The organism is Cellvibrio sp. 25HG11W-0, from assembly GCF_057815475.1.
In genome coordinates this window covers 2,732,149-2,748,818 of sequence record NZ_CM174230.1, presented here as the reverse complement: position 1 = coordinate 2,748,818, position 16,670 = coordinate 2,732,149, and the positions used below count along the sequence as shown (strand labels likewise).

Annotated in this window: 12 protein-coding genes and 1 tRNA gene; 11 read left to right on the top strand and 2 right to left on the bottom strand. The window is 43.1% G+C overall.

The annotated features are described in order from the left end of the window. Window positions 1–59: 59 nt before the first annotated feature. The 7 genes from AC0KUT_RS11595 to AC0KUT_RS11565 all read left to right on the top strand — a co-directional run bounded on the left by AC0KUT_RS11595 (window position 60) and on the right by AC0KUT_RS11565 (window position 9,114). Window positions 60–144: transfer RNA gene (locus AC0KUT_RS11595), tRNA-Leu, on the top strand. 73 nt (window positions 145–217) lie between these two features. Next, on the top strand, window positions 218–1,531 hold the full coding sequence (gene tig, locus AC0KUT_RS11590) for a trigger factor (protein WP_488830057.1): 1,314 nt from the start codon (window positions 218–220) through the stop codon (window positions 1,529–1,531). Between the two features lie 193 nt (window positions 1,532–1,724). Next, window positions 1,725–2,348, top strand: coding sequence for an ATP-dependent Clp endopeptidase proteolytic subunit ClpP (gene clpP / locus AC0KUT_RS11585; protein WP_488835724.1), 624 nt, complete (start codon window positions 1,725–1,727; stop codon window positions 2,346–2,348). Between the two features lie 176 nt (window positions 2,349–2,524). After that, window positions 2,525–3,823: an ATP-dependent Clp protease ATP-binding subunit ClpX gene (clpX, locus tag AC0KUT_RS11580; protein ID WP_488830054.1), complete on the top strand. Its 1,299-nt coding sequence runs from the start codon at window positions 2,525–2,527 to the stop codon at window positions 3,821–3,823. A 165-nt stretch (window positions 3,824–3,988) separates the two neighbouring features. Next, on the top strand, window positions 3,989–6,409 hold the full coding sequence (gene lon, locus AC0KUT_RS11575) for an endopeptidase La (RefSeq protein ID WP_488830053.1): 2,421 nt from the start codon (window positions 3,989–3,991) through the stop codon (window positions 6,407–6,409). A 226-nt stretch (window positions 6,410–6,635) separates the two neighbouring features. Continuing rightward, window positions 6,636–6,908 (top strand): HU family DNA-binding protein, encoded by a 273-nt coding sequence (locus AC0KUT_RS11570; protein ID WP_488830051.1) that lies wholly within the window; start codon window positions 6,636–6,638, stop codon window positions 6,906–6,908. 340 nt (window positions 6,909–7,248) lie between these two features. Next, complete coding sequence (locus AC0KUT_RS11565; RefSeq protein WP_488830049.1) at window positions 7,249–9,114, top strand: SurA N-terminal domain-containing protein; 1,866 nt, start codon at window positions 7,249–7,251, stop codon at window positions 9,112–9,114. A 47-nt stretch (window positions 9,115–9,161) separates the two neighbouring features. Here the strand turns inward: AC0KUT_RS11565 and AC0KUT_RS11560 are convergent, their stop codons facing one another. Together AC0KUT_RS11560 and AC0KUT_RS11555 are read right to left on the bottom strand one after the other, a co-directional pair. After that, window positions 9,162–10,076 carry a GGDEF domain-containing protein gene (locus AC0KUT_RS11560; protein WP_488830047.1) on the bottom strand — a complete coding sequence of 305 codons (915 nt, stop codon included), beginning with the start codon at window positions 10,074–10,076 and terminating at the stop codon, window positions 9,162–9,164. 58 nt (window positions 10,077–10,134) lie between these two features. Further along, complete coding sequence (locus tag AC0KUT_RS11555) at window positions 10,135–10,752, bottom strand: histidine kinase (protein WP_488830046.1); 618 nt, start codon at window positions 10,750–10,752, stop codon at window positions 10,135–10,137. A gap of 427 nt (window positions 10,753–11,179) precedes the next feature. On the opposite strand from AC0KUT_RS11555, the gene AC0KUT_RS11550 reads away from it, so the two are divergent. From AC0KUT_RS11550 to AC0KUT_RS11535, 4 genes are read left to right on the top strand one after another with little or no spacing between them, the layout of a single operon-like run. Further along, window positions 11,180–13,192 (top strand): M3 family metallopeptidase, encoded by a 2,013-nt coding sequence (locus tag AC0KUT_RS11550; protein ID WP_488830044.1) that lies wholly within the window; start codon window positions 11,180–11,182, stop codon window positions 13,190–13,192. A 19-nt stretch (window positions 13,193–13,211) separates the two neighbouring features. Beyond that, window positions 13,212–14,864 carry a peptide ABC transporter substrate-binding protein gene (locus AC0KUT_RS11545; RefSeq protein ID WP_488830043.1) on the top strand — a complete coding sequence of 551 codons (1,653 nt, stop codon included), beginning with the start codon at window positions 13,212–13,214 and terminating at the stop codon, window positions 14,862–14,864. A 4-nt stretch (window positions 14,865–14,868) separates the two neighbouring features. Beyond that, a complete protein-coding gene (locus tag AC0KUT_RS11540) occupies window positions 14,869–15,804 on the top strand; it encodes an ABC transporter permease (RefSeq protein WP_488830041.1) in 936 nt (311 codons plus the stop codon). A gap of 1 nt (window position 15,805) precedes the next feature. After that, a complete protein-coding gene (locus tag AC0KUT_RS11535) occupies window positions 15,806–16,669 on the top strand; it encodes an ABC transporter permease (protein ID WP_488830039.1) in 864 nt (287 codons plus the stop codon). Window position 16,670 lies beyond the last annotated feature (1 nt).

Genomic DNA, 16,670 nt, shown 5'->3' with positions numbered 1-16,670 from the left:
AACCGCTTACGGCATTCGGGAAGTGAATGTAGGGCAACGCTCCTTAAAGCGTCAAAAAAGCGGACGTGGTGAAATTGGTAGACACACCAGATTTAGGTTCTGGCGCTGCAAAGTGTGAGAGTTCGAGTCTCTCCGTCCGCACCATATTCTTAGCAGGTGACTGTGCGTCACCTGCTAATTCAACGGCTAATAATTTCAGTTATTTCACGAGGCACATATGCAGGTTTCACTTGAAACGACTTCTGGACTGGAGCGTCGCTTAACCGTAGGCGTACCAGCTGAGCAAGTAGAAAACGAAGTCGAGAATCGCTTAAAACAAGCGGCTCGTGACGTGAGTATCAAAGGTTTCCGTAAAGGCAAGGTGCCATTATCTGTTGTTAAGCAGCGCTTCGGTGCTGGTATTCGCCAAGAAGTTGTAGGTGATGTAATTAATCGTTCTTTTTATGCTGCGGTACAAAAAGAAAATGTGAAGCCTGCAGGTCAGCCTGCTATTGAAGCGAAGCAATTGGCTGTAGGCAAAGATTTGGAGTACGTCGCAACTTTCGAAGTATATCCTTCGGTTGTTTTAAGTGATTTGTCTGCCTACGAAATTACTCGCTATCAGGCTGAAGTTACCGAGGCTGATGTAGATAATATGGTAGAGGTGTTACGTAAGCACCAAGCTACTTGGAATGTTGTAGAGCGTGCTGCTGCAAATGACGATCAACTTGATATCAATTTTGTGGGCACCAAAGATGGCGTTGAGTTTGCGGGCGGTAAGGCAGATAACCACAAGCTAGTATTAGGTTCTAATTCTATGATTCCTGGTTTTGAAGAGGGAATTATTGGAATGAAGGCGGGTGAGCAAAAAGACATCACCGTTACATTCCCTGCTGATTATCAGGCGGAAGAGCTGCGCGGTGCTGAGGCTAAGTTTTCCATTACCGTAAACTCTGTGTCTGAGGCGGTATTGCCGGATTTGAAGAAAGAGTTTTTTGTTAAATTTGGTGTCGAGAAAGGCGGGGAAAAGCAATTCCGCAAAGAAGTAAAAGCCAACATGGAGCGTGAATTAGGTAACGCCCTGAAGGCCAAGGTAAAAGGGCAGGTTATGGATTGCCTCGTGGCGACTCATACTACTGATGTGCCTAAGGCCTTAGTGGCTAATGAGGTCAATGTTCTGCGCAATCAAATGATGCAGCGCTTTGGTGGGCAACAGCAAAACTTTGATGTTAAATCTTTGTTGCCGGACACTATGTTCCAGGATGAGGCAAATCGTCGTGTGACCTTGGGTTTGATAGTTGGTGAGATTGTGAAGTCCGCCAAACTTAAGCCAGATGCTAAGCGCATACGCACAATGATTGATGAAATAGCGTCAACATATCAAGAGCCGAGTGAGGTTGTGGAATATTACAGCAGCAATCCAGAGTTATTAGCTGGTGTTGAATCTGCGGTTCTTGAGGATCAAGTAGTAGATCATATTCTCACCGCGGCCAAAGTGACTGATGCTCAAACTTCTTATGATGAAGTTATTAAGGCTGGTGCAGCAAAGTAATAGCTTAAAAAAGCCGCAAAACGCCTGTTTTGCGGCTTCTCTTCTCTGAAATACTCCGCAAATATCCTCTTTTGACTGGCATATAATCCAATCACGAGTTAAGCTCATCTGTGTTAAAACTCTCACGAAGCTCCCTTTTTAGAGATGCTGTTAGCCTGAATAAGGATGAAATTGCAAGATGCCAAACGAATTTATGAAATCTCAAGTCGCTGCTATTAATAGTGGTTTGGTCCCCATGGTCATAGAGCAAACCGCTCGTGGCGAACGCTCCTTCGATATTTACTCGCGCCTTTTGAAAGAGCGTGTAATATTTTTAGTGGGGCCTGTAGAAGACTACATGGCCAATTTGGTGGTTGCCCAGTTATTGTTTTTGGAGGCAGAGAATCCAGATAAAGATATACATTTATATATCAACTCTCCTGGTGGTTCAGTAACTGCAGGTATGTCAATTTATGACACTATGCAGTTTATTAAGCCAGACATCAGTACCATGTGTATCGGTCAAGCTTGTAGTATGGGTGCCTTTTTGCTTAATGCGGGAACTAAAGGTAAGCGTTATTGTTTGCCAAATTCCCGAGTGATGATTCATCAGCCAAGCGGTGGTGCACAAGGTCAGGCTTCAGATATTCATATTCAAGCCCAAGAAATCTTAAAGATTCGTGCCAGATTAAATGAATTAATGGCATTGCATTCTGGGCAGACGATTGAAAAAATTGAGCTTGATACGGAGCGAGATAATTTTATGTCTGCACAGCAGGCGAAAGATTATGGCCTGGTTGATGCGGTAATTGAAAAGCGTATTCTTGCAGCGAAATAATTTTTATAGGTCTATGGTTGCCCTAAGCCATTGGCGCTGAATAGCATGGTAGTTGAGTTTGGGGGCATATCTTGGTTGGGGCATAATTCATTTTTGCAGGCTGTAATATATTGGCCTCTAATGGGTTCAAAACTCAGTCCCTGACATTGTAAATATAATTAAGCGGAGTGGTTTCAATGACCGATCACACCAGTGACGCCGGCGATAAAAACGGAAAACTTTTATACTGTTCTTTTTGCGGCAAGAGCCAGCATGAGGTACGCAAGTTAATTGCAGGGCCTTCAGTATTTATATGTGATGAATGCGTCGATCTTTGTAATGACATTATTCGCGAAGAGATTCAAGAAACTGCGACTGAAGGCAGCTCTGAGAAGCTTCCTAAGCCTCATGAAATTTCAGCCATTTTAGATCAATATGTTATTGGTCAAAAGCGTGCTAAAAAAGTGCTGGCTGTAGCTGTTTATAATCACTATAAGCGTTTGCGTTTTGGCGGTAAGTCGTCAAAAGATAAAGAAGCTGTTGAGTTAGGTAAGAGCAATATTTTACTTGTTGGGCCCACAGGAAGCGGTAAAACTTTGTTAGCGGAAACTTTGGCTCGCTTATTGGAGGTGCCGTTTACTATTGCTGATGCAACGACGTTAACCGAGGCGGGTTATGTTGGTGAGGATGTAGAAAATATCATTCAAAAGTTGCTGCAAAAATGTGATTACGATGTCGAGAAGGCCCAGCAGGGTATAGTCTACATTGATGAAATCGACAAAATTTCACGTAAATCTGATAACCCATCGATCACTCGTGATGTTTCGGGAGAGGGGGTTCAGCAGGCGCTATTAAAACTTATTGAGGGCACTGTTGCATCTGTTCCACCTCAGGGTGGACGTAAGCATCCCCAACAAGAGTTCTTACAGGTTGACACTTCTAACATTTTATTTATCTGTGGTGGTGCTTTTGCAGGGCTCGATAAGGTCATTCGAGATCGATCTGAAAAAGGTGGGATTGGATTTAGTGCAGAGGTCAAAAGTAAAGACGATAAGCGTAACTTCGGTGAAACATTACATGATTTAGAGCCGGAAGATCTAGTACGTTATGGTCTTATTCCTGAATTTGTTGGGCGCTTGCCTGTAATTGCTACCTTGGATGAGCTAGACAAGGCCGCATTAATGCAGATTTTGATTGAGCCTAAAAATGCATTAACTAAGCAATATGCACGTTTGTTCGATATGGAGGGTGTGCAGATAGATTTTCGTCCAGATGCACTGGAAGCTGTTGCTGAACGAGCAATGGAACGTAAGACTGGTGCTCGCGGTTTAAGATCCATAATGGAAAATGTTTTGCTTGATACCATGTATCGTATTCCTTCTGAGGAGAATGTGGTTAAGGTTGTTGTTGACCAGTCTGTGATAAAGGGTGAGTCTGAACCTTTGTTGGTTTATGGCAGTACGGAAAAGCAAGCTAAGGCTGCAGCCGATGAATAGCTCGGTTTCAAGATTTGCTTGTTCCTTGAGCAAATAATAAAAAAGAGCGCTTTTTAGCGCTCTTTTTTATTATTTGTAATCTAAAAACTTGTAATTATCCTCGCTCGACCCCAATCTTGTTTAGTAGTAGACGCTTGTATGTCTTATCCAGATAGAGAGGAACCTATGGCCGCTGATATTCAATTAAATGTAACTCTAAACGATATCCCTTTGCTCCCCTTGCGTGATGTGGTTGTGTACCCTCATATGGTGACTCCTTTGTTTGTGGGGCGTGGTAAGTCGATTGAAGCGCTTGAACAGGCCATGTCGACTGATAAGCAAGTGTTACTTGTGGCTCAAAAAAATCCTCAACAGGATGACCCCCAGGCGGAGGATCTTTATAGCATCGGGACCGTGGCCTCAATATTACAATTGCTCAAATTGCCAGACGGCACAATTAAAGTTTTGATTGAGGGTAGGGATAGAGCCAAAATTGAAAAATTTACAGATGCGGGATCATTTTTTTCTGCTGATATTGCTTTTATTGAAAGTGAAGAAATTGAAGCTGCTGAAGCACAAACATTAGTATCCACAGCAATAGCGCAGTTTGAGCAGTATGTAAATTTGAGTAAAAAAGTTCCAGCGGAGGTTATAACCTCATTATCTGGTATAGATGAGCCAGGCCGTTTGGCCGATACCATAGCGGCGCACATGTCGTTGGAGTTGCCAAAAAAGCAAGCCATATTAGAAATGGCTTCTATTAGTGAGCGCATTGAACATTTGCTGGGTTTGATGGATGCCGAGGTCGACCTTTTCCATGTGGAAAAAAAGATTCGTGGTCGCGTTAAAAAGCAAATGGAAAAAAGCCAGCGTGAGTATTATCTGAATGAGCAAATTAAAGCGATTCAGAAAGAGTTAGGAGAGATGGGTGAAGAGGTTAATGAAATTGATGAGTTGGAGAAAAAAATCATCAATACCGGAATGCCTAAGGATACAGAAGAAAAGGCACGCGCTGAACTTAATAAATTGAAAATGATGTCGCCTATGTCGGCAGAGGCATCGGTGTTGCGATCTTACATAGACTGGATGATTAAGGTACCGTGGAGCAAAAAAAGTAAGGTTAGGCATGATCTTGTGCGTGCTGAGGATGTTCTAAATAAGGATCATTTCGGGCTGGAAGAGGTTAAGGAGCGGATCTTAGAATATCTTGCAGTTCAGCAGCGAGTGAAAAAAATCAAAGGGCCCATTTTATGTCTGGTGGGGCCGCCAGGTGTAGGGAAGACATCTTTAGGTGAATCCATAGCTCGCGCAACGAATCGTGAATTTGTACGCATGGCCTTGGGTGGGGTGCGTGATGAGGCCGAAATTCGTGGTCATAGACGCACTTATATCGGCTCCTTGCCTGGCAAACTTATTCAAAAAATGGCAAAAGTTGGTGTTAAAAATCCTTTATTTTTATTGGATGAAATTGACAAAATGGGGATGGATAATCGCGGTGACCCAGCATCGGCTTTATTGGAGGTTCTAGATCCTGAGCAAAATAACCATTTTAATGATCATTATTTGGAGGTGGACTACGACTTATCCGATGTGATGTTTGTCTGTACTTCAAATACTATGAATATTCCTGGTCCATTACTAGATCGTATGGAAGTTATACGTATACCCGGATACACAGAGGATGAAAAGTTAAATATTGCACTGCGCTACCTCATCCCTAAACAGTTGAAGGCTAATGGTTTAAAAGATACAGAAATTGACATTAAGCCTGAAGCTATACATGGCATCATTCGTTATTACACACGTGAAGCTGGGGTGCGTGGGCTGGAGCGCGAAATAGCCAAAATATGCCGGAAGGTGGTAACTCGTCATGTAAAAAATAAGAAGCTTGGCGTTAACGTAGTAGACTCAAGCACCTTGGAAGATCTCCTTGGTGTTCGTAAGTTTGATTTTGGTAAGGCTGAAAATAGAGATCAGATAGGGCAGGTAACTGGCTTGGCTTGGACTCAGGTGGGCGGTGAACTTCTAACAATTGAAGCATCATCAGTAGTCGGTAAAGGGCGTATTATCAAAACTGGGTCTCTCGGCGATGTAATGCAGGAGTCGATTCAGGCTGCTCTAACGGTTGTTCGCTCTCGTGGGCAGGCTTTAGGCATAGCTCCTGACTACCATGAGCGTGTAGATATACATATACACGTTCCAGAGGGAGCAACACCTAAGGATGGCCCTAGTGCGGGCGTAGCAATGTGCACTGCATTGGTTTCGGTTCAAACTGGAATAGCCGTAAGGGCTGATGTAGCTATGACAGGAGAGATTACACTGCGTGGCGAGGTTTTACGCATTGGTGGGCTTAAGGAAAAGCTTCTGGCTGCGCACAGAGGTGGAATTAAAACGGTCATTATTCCTGCAGATAATGAGCGTGATTTAAAAGAAATTCCAGCGAACATCAAAGCAGATCTTGTGATTAAGCCTGTTAAATGGATAGATGAAGTGTTAGAAGTGGCGCTGCAGCATGTTCCGACCCCTTTAAGTGATGAGGAGTATAAGGCGCTGGAGAAGGCCGCTCAAAATTCTGAGGCTGGGTCGACACGCCTCAGTACCCATTAATTAATATAATGCGGCAACATTTTGTGTATTTATCGCTGAGCTGCATGATTTGTGAGCAGATCTGAGAAGCTTTTACATAAAGCGGTAAGCTTTCCTTGACCCTCTCGGTGTCTGTTGGTATAAATCGCAATTCGTTTGCTGCACAGGTAATGCAGGGCGATCTATTTACATAAAGCTTTCTCTGCCTTGTGTGTGTTTTTGAACAAATAATCAAAAGGGGTTAAGTGTGAACAAAACTGAGCTGATTGAAGCCATTGCCGCGTCTGCGGATATTCCTAAAGCTGCCGCAGGTCGCGCCTTGGATGCTGTAGTTGAAAGTATCACTGGCGCCTTGAAGAGTGGTGATTCTGTTGTGTTGGTTGGATTCGGTACCTTCTCGGTCAAGGAACGGGCTGCTCGTACTGGCCGTAATCCTCAAACTGGCGCAGAGATTAAAATCGCTGCGGCTAAAGTACCTGGATTTAAAGCAGGTAAAGCCTTAAAGGATGCTGTTAACTAAGTTTGGAATTGGAGCTTTTTGTTGTATTCAGCGATTCTGAGAGCTGCAAAAAGTTAGAGAAGGCGCATCTTGGGTGCGCTTTTTTTTTAATAGAGCTTAGCGTGTGTGTTATTGATGGTAATTGCCTGCTGCGTTCAGTGCAGTAGTAATAGTATTTTTCCAGCAATATTGATTAATATCTATTTCTAAAAATAAGTTCTATTTGTCGGCCAGAATAGCTGTATTTTTTTGGCCTTACTTTATTAATTCAAATAATTACATATTAGTCGTTTGTCTATATCGTTAACTGTGCTGTTGCATTATTCAACGAATGGGCCTGCTACAGTGTTTGGAGTTTAAAATGTTGCAAAATCTTAGAGACAATTCTAGAGGGGTTATTTCTTTTATCCTTATTGGATTTCTTGTAATCATTTTTGCCCTTACTGGTGTTGATGCGTTATTTAATTGGGACAGCTCTGTCAATCAAGCCGCCAAAGTGAATGGTGAGAAGGTTACAGAAATGGAGGTTCAGCGCGCAATTTCCATGCAAAAACAACAGATGATCAATCAGTACGGAGAGCAAATACCTGCTCAATTTTTGAGTGAAGAATATTTGCGCAAACCGGTTATTGAAAATTTGGTTCAGCGCTTGGTGCTAACTCAAGCCGCTACTGACGGGGGGATGGCTACGAGTAAGGATTATTTAAGTAAGCAAATTGCCGTGGCTGAGCAATTTAAAGATGAGTCTGGCGCTTTTAGTAATGTTCGTTATCAACAAGTGTTGCGCAATATGGGATTGACTCATAGCACTTACACTAAGTTATTGTCTGACGAGTTGATTTTTAATCAGCTGCAGTCTGCTATCAATGCAACCTCATTTGCAACCCCATCTCAATTTGAGGAAGTTGTTGCTTTAAGTTTTGAAACAAGAGATGTGAGCTTTGCGCTAATTCCAGCTGCTAAAGTAAGTGAATCTGTAGTTGTAAGCGATGATGAAGTTGCTGCTCACTACGCAGCGAGCCCTCAAGTGTTTACTAGCCCAGAACAAGTTGCTGTTGACTACATTGATTTAAACGTCGCAAATCTGATGAAGGATGTAACAGTTACTGAGGCTCAAGTGCGCAAGCAATACGAACAAAATGTGGCATCGTTTGTGGCGACTCCAGAGCGTCAAGCCGCTCACATTTTGATTGAGGATAACAGCCCAGAGAAAATAAAAAGTGTGAATGAAAGGCTCGCTTCAGGAGAGGACTTTGCGGATGTTGCAAAAGAGCTGTCTGACGACTTGGGTAGTAAAGAGCAAGGCGGAGATTTAGGGTTCACCAAGGGGGATGCTTTCCCCGCTGAGTTTGAAGCTGCATTGGTTAGCTTGAAAGTGGGTGAGGTATCCGCCCCTGTTAAAACGGATGCTGGAACTCATTTTATAAAGTTAATGTCTGAAAAGGGCAGTGAACCGGCAAGTTTTGACGAGCAAAAATTAGCAATAGAGGATCAATTAAAGCGTGCTGAAGCGGAAAATGTATTTGTTGCTAAATTGGAAAAATTAAGAGACTTGTCGTACAACGCTGAAAGTTTACAAGAAGTTGCAATCGAATTAAATTTGAAAGCAGAGAATAGCGGCTTGTTTGCGCGTACCGGCGGTAAAGACTTAACTGCAAATACACAATTTATAGAAGCGGCTTTTTCTTCAGAAGTACTGCAAGAGGGTAATAGCAGTGAGGTTTTGGAGTTGGATACCACTCGTGTGGTGGTTTTGAAGAAGACTGCTTACAAGCCGAGTGAGCTTCGTCCATTGGATGAGGTGAAGAGTGAAATAACAGCACAGCTCAAAGTGGAAAAAGCACGTAAAGCTCTTGCGGAGCAGGGAAGTGGGCTTATTTCAGGTTTGAACTCCGGCTCAACGTTGGCTGAGCTAAGTGAGTCTGCAGGTTTAGAGGTTAAAGAACTTAAGGGGCTGAAAAGAGCAAGTGCTGATTTAGATTCGGATGTTTTACGTTATGCCTTTTCTATGGCTAAACCACAGGCCGGCGGCGCAAGTTATGGCGGCGTTATGACTGCGGGTGGTGATTTTGCTGTGGTAGTTTTGGACGCAGTCAATATTGGTACCATGGCTGATGTTACACCGGAGCAAAAGTCCGCAATAGTTGCACAGCTTGGAAATATTTATGGGCGAAATGATTTCATGAGTTTTCAGAAATTTTTAAAAGATAGTGCAGAAATTAAGTAAATAAAAAGCCCCGAAAGGGGCTTTTTATTTACTTGCTGAACGTGGTATTAGCTAGCTAATGTAGTACGATTTCTACCATTTTCTTTTGAGCCGTAAAGTGCATGATCAGCTTTTTCTATCCAATTACAATGATCTCGAATAGAGTCGTCTAACTCTGCGATTCCTGCACTTATTGTAAATTTAACTTCATGGCCTTCACTATAAACTGTCATGTTTTCAATTGTGGTTCGTAATCGCTCTGAAAACACATAGGCACCGTCACTATTGGTGTTTGTGAGAATGATTGCAAATTCTTCGCCTCCATAGCGCCCGGCAATATCTAGGTCGCGCGCCTGATCTCTTATTGCTTTGCTTACTTGGCGAATGGCTTCATCACCTACAGTGTGGCCATATTGATCATTAATTTTTTTAAAATGGTCGATATCTAACATTATAAGACTTGAGGGGTGCTGGTAACGATCAAAACGTTTGTGCTCATCAATTAACCGGCTTTCCCAGTAACCACGATTAAATAAACCGGTCAGGTGATCTACGCGGCTAAAACTCTGCAGTTGTTTGTTGGCTTGCTGCTGAGCGAGTTTGTTTACAGCGCTATCTGTAACATCATAAATGATTAAGCATATGTGACTGACAATACCATTAGTGTTAGGTAGTGGAATAATCGTGCTATTTTGATACATATGTTCTGCACTGCCGGTGATGGGACGGTAGTGGGGAAACTTAAAGAGGTAAGGCCGCTGCTCCCAGGTTGTGAAGGTGGCGTTTTGCAATACAAATACTGCATTGGCTTTATGCTTGAACCATTGTTCAGATAGCTCTGGAAAAACTTTGAAGATGCTTTTACCTAAAACATCTTCGGGCGCTTTACCGCTATGGTTTTGCATAAAGCTATTCCATATTTCTACGCTATAGTCTGCATTCATCACTACAAGGCCTACATCAATATTTTGAAGTATATCCATGTGCCAATGAGTGTCACTAAAGCTTGTGTCTGCGCTTGTTACCATTGTTTTAGCCAACTCAGTCCAGTAAGTAGTTTAATTTCTCAATCAGCCCAGAGATTGAGTGTTCAGCAACGACAAGTAGAAGATCGCAGTTTATTTGATGGTTTTCTATGGTGTAATTAATTTCAACCACCAATGCTTGCTTCCATTTCATATTATTGTTCTGGAGTAAATCTGTAATATTGCAGTGTTGCCCAAGTAGCATGGGGGGGCCAAAGCTAAAGTGAGTGTCAAGCTGCTCGGCCATTCCCCTTAGGCAAGCTCCATTAAGTACATTGGCAGTATCCATCAACAGTTCATATTGAGCCTGTTCGTCTGGAACTCTGTCATATTTCAGAAGTTTGGCTAAATCATTAAAATCTGTTCCATGAAAAATGAGCATAGCTTCTCCGGCTATGCCACCACCGATAAAGCCCTGGCACACACCGTGTACTATGTCTTCTTTTGTCTCGCGATTAAGTGAGTGCAGCGCCATTGCTATATCTGTGGGATTTAAGACGCTTACGTGGGGTATTGAAAGCACCACAAAGACATCCAAGAGGCGTGCCAGACGATCGCCCGCTTGGCCCATGGCCACATTGGTTATTTCTTGGAGGCAGTCTCGCTGGTCTTCAGTGAGCAAATATTCGCGCATAATGTGGATCTTGTTATAGAGGAAGCAAGAGGGTTTTTAGAAGCTTAGCAGTTATCCCTGAATTTGTAAGAGAAGTTATAAGCAATGTGTGTATGTTGTTGCTCTGATATTCCTCCTACGTAGGTGTTTTAGGCTTTAAATAGTCTTAAGTTCACCTAAATGCTTATAAAATATAGTTTTTTTATCCTTTTATTGGTAGCTTGTAAGATTAGTTTTGCTGTTGTTTTGCGAGCAAGGCAGAGTTATAGCGATGTTTTCGACATTTTAAGGCCTTAATAAACAAAGGCTTTTTCAGTGAGGCAGTACTTTTAATTAGCTGGTTTTTAGATTGGAACTTAAACATTGATTGAGGCGTGTTATGGCTGCGATAAAAACACTTGGTAGGTACTGGCGAGTAGAGTTTAGACAGATAAGGATGTTATCTGTTGTGGCTCTGCTCTTTGTGAGCGCCTGTAGTACAGATTCACTCCGAGAGGCAGCACTAACAACACCAGCAAGCGAACCAGAGCAGCTATGGATCATGCCTGCAAACCAAGAGGCGGCTAGCTATTTGGCCGAATGCAAGCAGGGCTACGAAAAAGTTATCTCACTCATGAATGAGCTCTCTGCGCCGACCCGCACTTATGAAGCATCAGCACTCCTGGGTGTTATTAATGATATTGACCTTATTCTTGATGGACAAATTAATTTGGCAGGACTCTATGCCAATGTTCATCCAAATGAAGCGATGCGTACGAGTGGTGAGGCCTGCGAGCAAAACTTTATGGCCTTGGTTAGCCAGATTAGCTTGTCGCGCCCACTTTATAATCGCCTGTCAGCACTGAACCCCCAGCAGCTAGACGACGTTGACCGACGTTTTTTGGCGCATATGTTGCGCGACTATAAGCGTTCTGGTGTTGATAAGGATGAAATAACGCGTCAGCGTATTGGTCAACTTAACGAAGAGATCAATTTGATTGGTCAGGATTTTGATAAGAATATCCGTAGTGGTTCACGCCAGCTAATCTTAAATTCTTTAGCTGACTTGAAGGGTTTGCCTCAGGATTATATCGAAAAGCATCAACCTAATGAGCAGGGGCAAATTGTCCTCACTACGGCGTATCCTGATTACTTTCCATTTATGCAATACGCGCAGAGCGATGCCTTGCGGAAGCAGTACTATATTTTATTTCGCCAACAGGCTTACCCCGAAAATAAAGCGATATTGCTTGATTTAGTCAATAAACGTCATGAGCTGGCTCAACTACTGGGTTATAAAAACTTTGCGGAATATATTACCGAAGACAAGATGATTAAGTCTGCTGAGAATGCGCAGAGCTTCATTGATAAAGTTTCCGCTATTGCAACTGCTAAGGCTGATGATGAATATCAGGTGCTACTCAAGCGCCTGCAAAAGATCGACCCTAGAGCGACAGAGGTTACTGATTGGCAAAAAGTTTATCTCGAAGAGCTAGTTAAAAAAGAACAGTATCAAGTGAGCGCACAAGAGGTTCGGCAATACTTTCAGTACGATAATGTGCGCCAAGGTATGTTTGATTTAACCCAGACTATGTTTGGTATAAGTATAAAGCCATGGAAAACAGCTGTTTGGCATGACTCCGTTGAGGCCTATGAGGTCTGGGATCAGGGTGAGGTCGTGGGGCGCTTTTATTTGGACATGCATCCACGCGAGGGAAAATATAAACATGCGGCAGAATTCCCCATTCAAAATGGCATAACAGGAAAGCAGTTACCTGTGGCTGCTTTGGTGTGTAACTTTCCTGGTGGCGATGACAGTGAAGGCTTGATGGAGCATTCAGATGTGGAAACTTTCTTACATGAATTTGGCCACTTACTACACAATATTTTTGCTGGGCGTAATCAGCGCTGGATGTATTTTTCAGGCATAAAAACCGAATGGGATTTTGTAGAAGCTCCATCACAAATGCTGGAAGAGTGGGTTTGGGATGCTGATACGCTCGCGACTTTTGCACGTAATAAAAAGGGTGAAACTATCCCCCCGGCACTGATTAAAAAAATGCAGGCAGGGCGTGAGTTTGGTCGCGGCATGTGGACTAAGCACCAGCTATTTTATGCGGCGCTCTCTTTGGGTCTATATAACCAGGATCCTGCTGTAATGGATTTAGATAAGTTCATGGAGCAAGTGCAATCAAACTATTCGCCGTTTGGCTATGTTGACGATACCTATTTCTATACAAGCTTTGGTCACTTAAATGGTTATTCTGCGATTTACTATACCTATATGTGGTCGCTTGTTATTGCCGCCGACATGCACAGTGAGTTTAGTAAAAAGGGACTTAGGAATAGAGAGCTTGCACAATATTACCGTAAAACAGTATTGGCACCTGGTGGTGAACGTGATGCTGCGGATATGGTGACTGAGTTTTTAGGGCGCCCTTATAATTTTGATGCCTTTGCGAAGGACTTAACCAAGCACTAAGTGAGTGCGAGTAATCTTAATGATTGCTCGCGTTGATGATTACTTTAAGAGCAATTTCTGTATGCGCCTTGTTCGGTATCTACTAATTTTTAGCCTGTGCCTTATGTTTTCAGCGTGCGGGGATCGAAAGACCCTGGTTGACGTGGGAAATGAAAAAGGGATTTTATACTTAGGTAATTCTGCGGAACCTGCTGATATAGATCCTCACATCACCACCGGTTCGCCGGAACATAATATTCAAACAGCTCTTTATGAAGGCTTGCTCGCGAAAGATCTTGAAACCTTGGAGCCTATACCGGGAGTTGCGGATACGTGGAGTGTATCTGCGGATGGCAGAGTCTATCGCTTTCATATTCGTGATACGGCGAAGTGGTCTAATGGCGAGAAGTTAGTTGCACAGGATTTTGTGGGCACTTGGCGTAGGGCATTAATGCCCAGGCTAGGTAATGCATGGGCAGTATATCTTTTCGTTATAGTTAATGCGGAAGCCTTCAATAAGGGGGAAATTAGTGATTTTTCCCAGGTGGGTGTAAAGGCATTAGATGAGCAGACACTGGAGATAACTTTGGTGAATGCTACACCTTATTTTTTGCAAATGCTCGATCATAACTCTATGTTTCCCTTGCATATCAAAACGATTGAAAAGTTTGGTGAAATAGATGAACGCAGCACGCCCTGGACTCGCGCCGAAAATTTTGTTGGGAACGGCCCATTTATTCCTGTCGAATGGACGCCGAATAAGGTTTTTTCAGTAAAGAAGAATCCCTACTACTGGAATGCAGAAAGCGTAAAATTAAATCAAATTGATTTTTTACCTATTGATAATCTTGTGGTGCAGGAGCGCATGTACCGGAACGGCCAATTACATATAGTAAATAAGTTGCCGCCAGATAAAATTGCTCAATATCAGGGGGACCCTGCGTTGCGCACTTTTATGAATTATGCGACCTATTTTTATAGATTAAACACTACTATTAAGCCATTAGACGATGCGCGAGTGCGAAAAGCCTTGGCTTATTCAATTAATCGGGAGGCTATAGCGAAGTACATCACTAAGGGTGGTGAAATTCCCGCTTATTCATTGACGCCGCCTAACGACTATTATGCTCCACAGGCGCGTATGGTCTACGACATAGACTTAGCTAAAAAACTATTGGCTGAAGCGGGCTATCCCGATGGGAAAGGCTTTCCCAAGTTGACTCTGATCTATAACACCGATGAGTCGCATTTGAAAATTGCAGTGGCAATACAGCAAATGTGGAAGAAATCACTGGGTGTAGACATTCAATTACAGAATCAGGAGTGGAAGGTTTTTGTAAACAATCAACACCAAATGAATTATGAGATGTCTCGTGCCTCTTGGGTTGGTGATTATGTAGACCCCAATACCTTTTTGGAAATGTGGATTACTGACGGTGGTAACAATGAAACGGGTTGGACCAATAAAGAGTACGACTCTTTAATTAAGCAGGCTTCGTTAGCACAAAATAATGCCGAACGGGTGGCATATTTTCAGCGTGCAGAACATATTTTAATGGATGAGGCCCCCATAATTCCTATTTATACTTATTCTTGGAATCGACTTGTGTCACCAAGCGTTACAGGGTGGGTTGATAATGTTCAGGACTTTTATCGTTTTCAAGACATCACTTTAGTTCCTTCAGAAAATTGATTCTATGTTGATATTTATAATTAAGCGGTTGTTACAAGCTGTCCCCGTACTGCTCTTGGTGGTTACAGTCACGTTTTTTATGGTGCGCGCAGCACCTGGAGGTCCATTTGACGAAGAGCGTTCTGTTCCACCTGAGGTATTAAAGCACCTCAATGAGCGTTATCACTTGGATGATCCACTTTGGAAGCAGTATTTAGATTATTTAGGTAATTTGGTGCAAGGGGATTTTGGTCCTTCGTTTAAGTATCCTAATCATACGGTTAACGATTTGTTGTCGGCTGGTTTTCCTGCAACCTTAGAGCTGTCGTTCTATGCCATTATTTTTGCTCTTTTACTCGGTATGCTTGCGGGTGTTATGGCGGCATTAAAAAGCAATAGTCTGCAGGACTATGTCCCCATGTCGATCGCCATGATTGGTATTTGTATGCCGTCATTTGTATTGGGGCCAATTTTATTATTGATTTTTGGCATTTGGTTGCAGTGGTTGCCGGTGGCTGGCTGGGGCCAAATAGCAGGGGATAAGGTACTGCCCTCTATTACACTCGGTTCTGCCTACGCAGCATATATTGCGCGAATCACACGCGGTGGCATGCTTGAGGTTTTATCGCAGGATTATATTCGTACCGCGCGTGCGAAAGGCTTGTCGAGTGCACGTATTGTGTTTGTGCATGCGCTTCGCGGTGGTATCACGCCGGTTATTTCTTTTCTCGGCCCTGCAATGGCAGGGTTGTTGGCAGGTTCATTTGTCGTTGAGACAATTTTTCAAATTCCTGGTTTGGGGCGTTTTTATGTGATGGCAGCATTTAATCGTGATTACACCATGATATTGGGCTGCACGATCTTTTTTGCTTTTTTAATTATTCTGTTTAATTTATTGGCCGATGTAGTGCTGGTGTGGCTGAATCCAAAGCTGCGTCAAGATTTGAGTGGGGGAGCCTAAGATGCAAGAGTTTGAACAGGGCACTTCGCTCACCCAAGACGCGTTTATGCGTTTGCGTAAAAATAAACTGGCGATGTGTGGTTTATTTATTCTGACTTTTTTTATAGTGATTGCACTATTAACTCCGCTCATTGCGCCTTATGAATACCAAGCGCAAGATTTAGAACTGGGCGCCTCTGCTCCGTCTATGGCGCATTGGTTTGGGACGGATACTTTGGGGCGTGATCAGTTGACACGTGTTATGTACGGCAGCCGTGTTTCCTTAATGGTTGGTTTTATTGCAACATCGGTTGCATTATTAATTGGTGTGCTCTGGGGGGCTACGGCTGGTTTTCTTGGAGGGCGCGTAGATGCATTTATGATGCGCACGGTGGATGTGCTTTATGCCTTGCCCTTCACCATTTTTATTATTTTGCTAACAGTTATTTTTGGTAGCAGTATGTTGCTATTGTTTTTAGCCATAGGTGCGGTCGAATGGTTGACTATGTCGCGCATTGTGAGGGGGCAGGTACTCACTATAAAGCGCCAAGAGTTTGTGGAAGCCGCAGTTTCTATGGGACTTTCTTCTTGGCAAATTATTACACGCCATCTTATTCCCAATGTATTGGGGCCCATCATTGTTTACACCACACTTACTATACCCAGTGTGATTCTATTGGAGTCCTTTTTAAGCTTTTTAGGCTTGGGAATTCAGCCGCCGCAAAGCTCTTGGGGCTCGTTGATATCGGGTGGTGTAGAAACCATGGAAGAGTACCCTTGGTTATTAATTTTCCCTGGTTTGGCGCTATCTTTAACGCTATTTTCGTTAAACTTTTTAGGTGATGGGTTGCGCGATGCCCTTGATCCTCGCAGTTCCAAGGATTAAT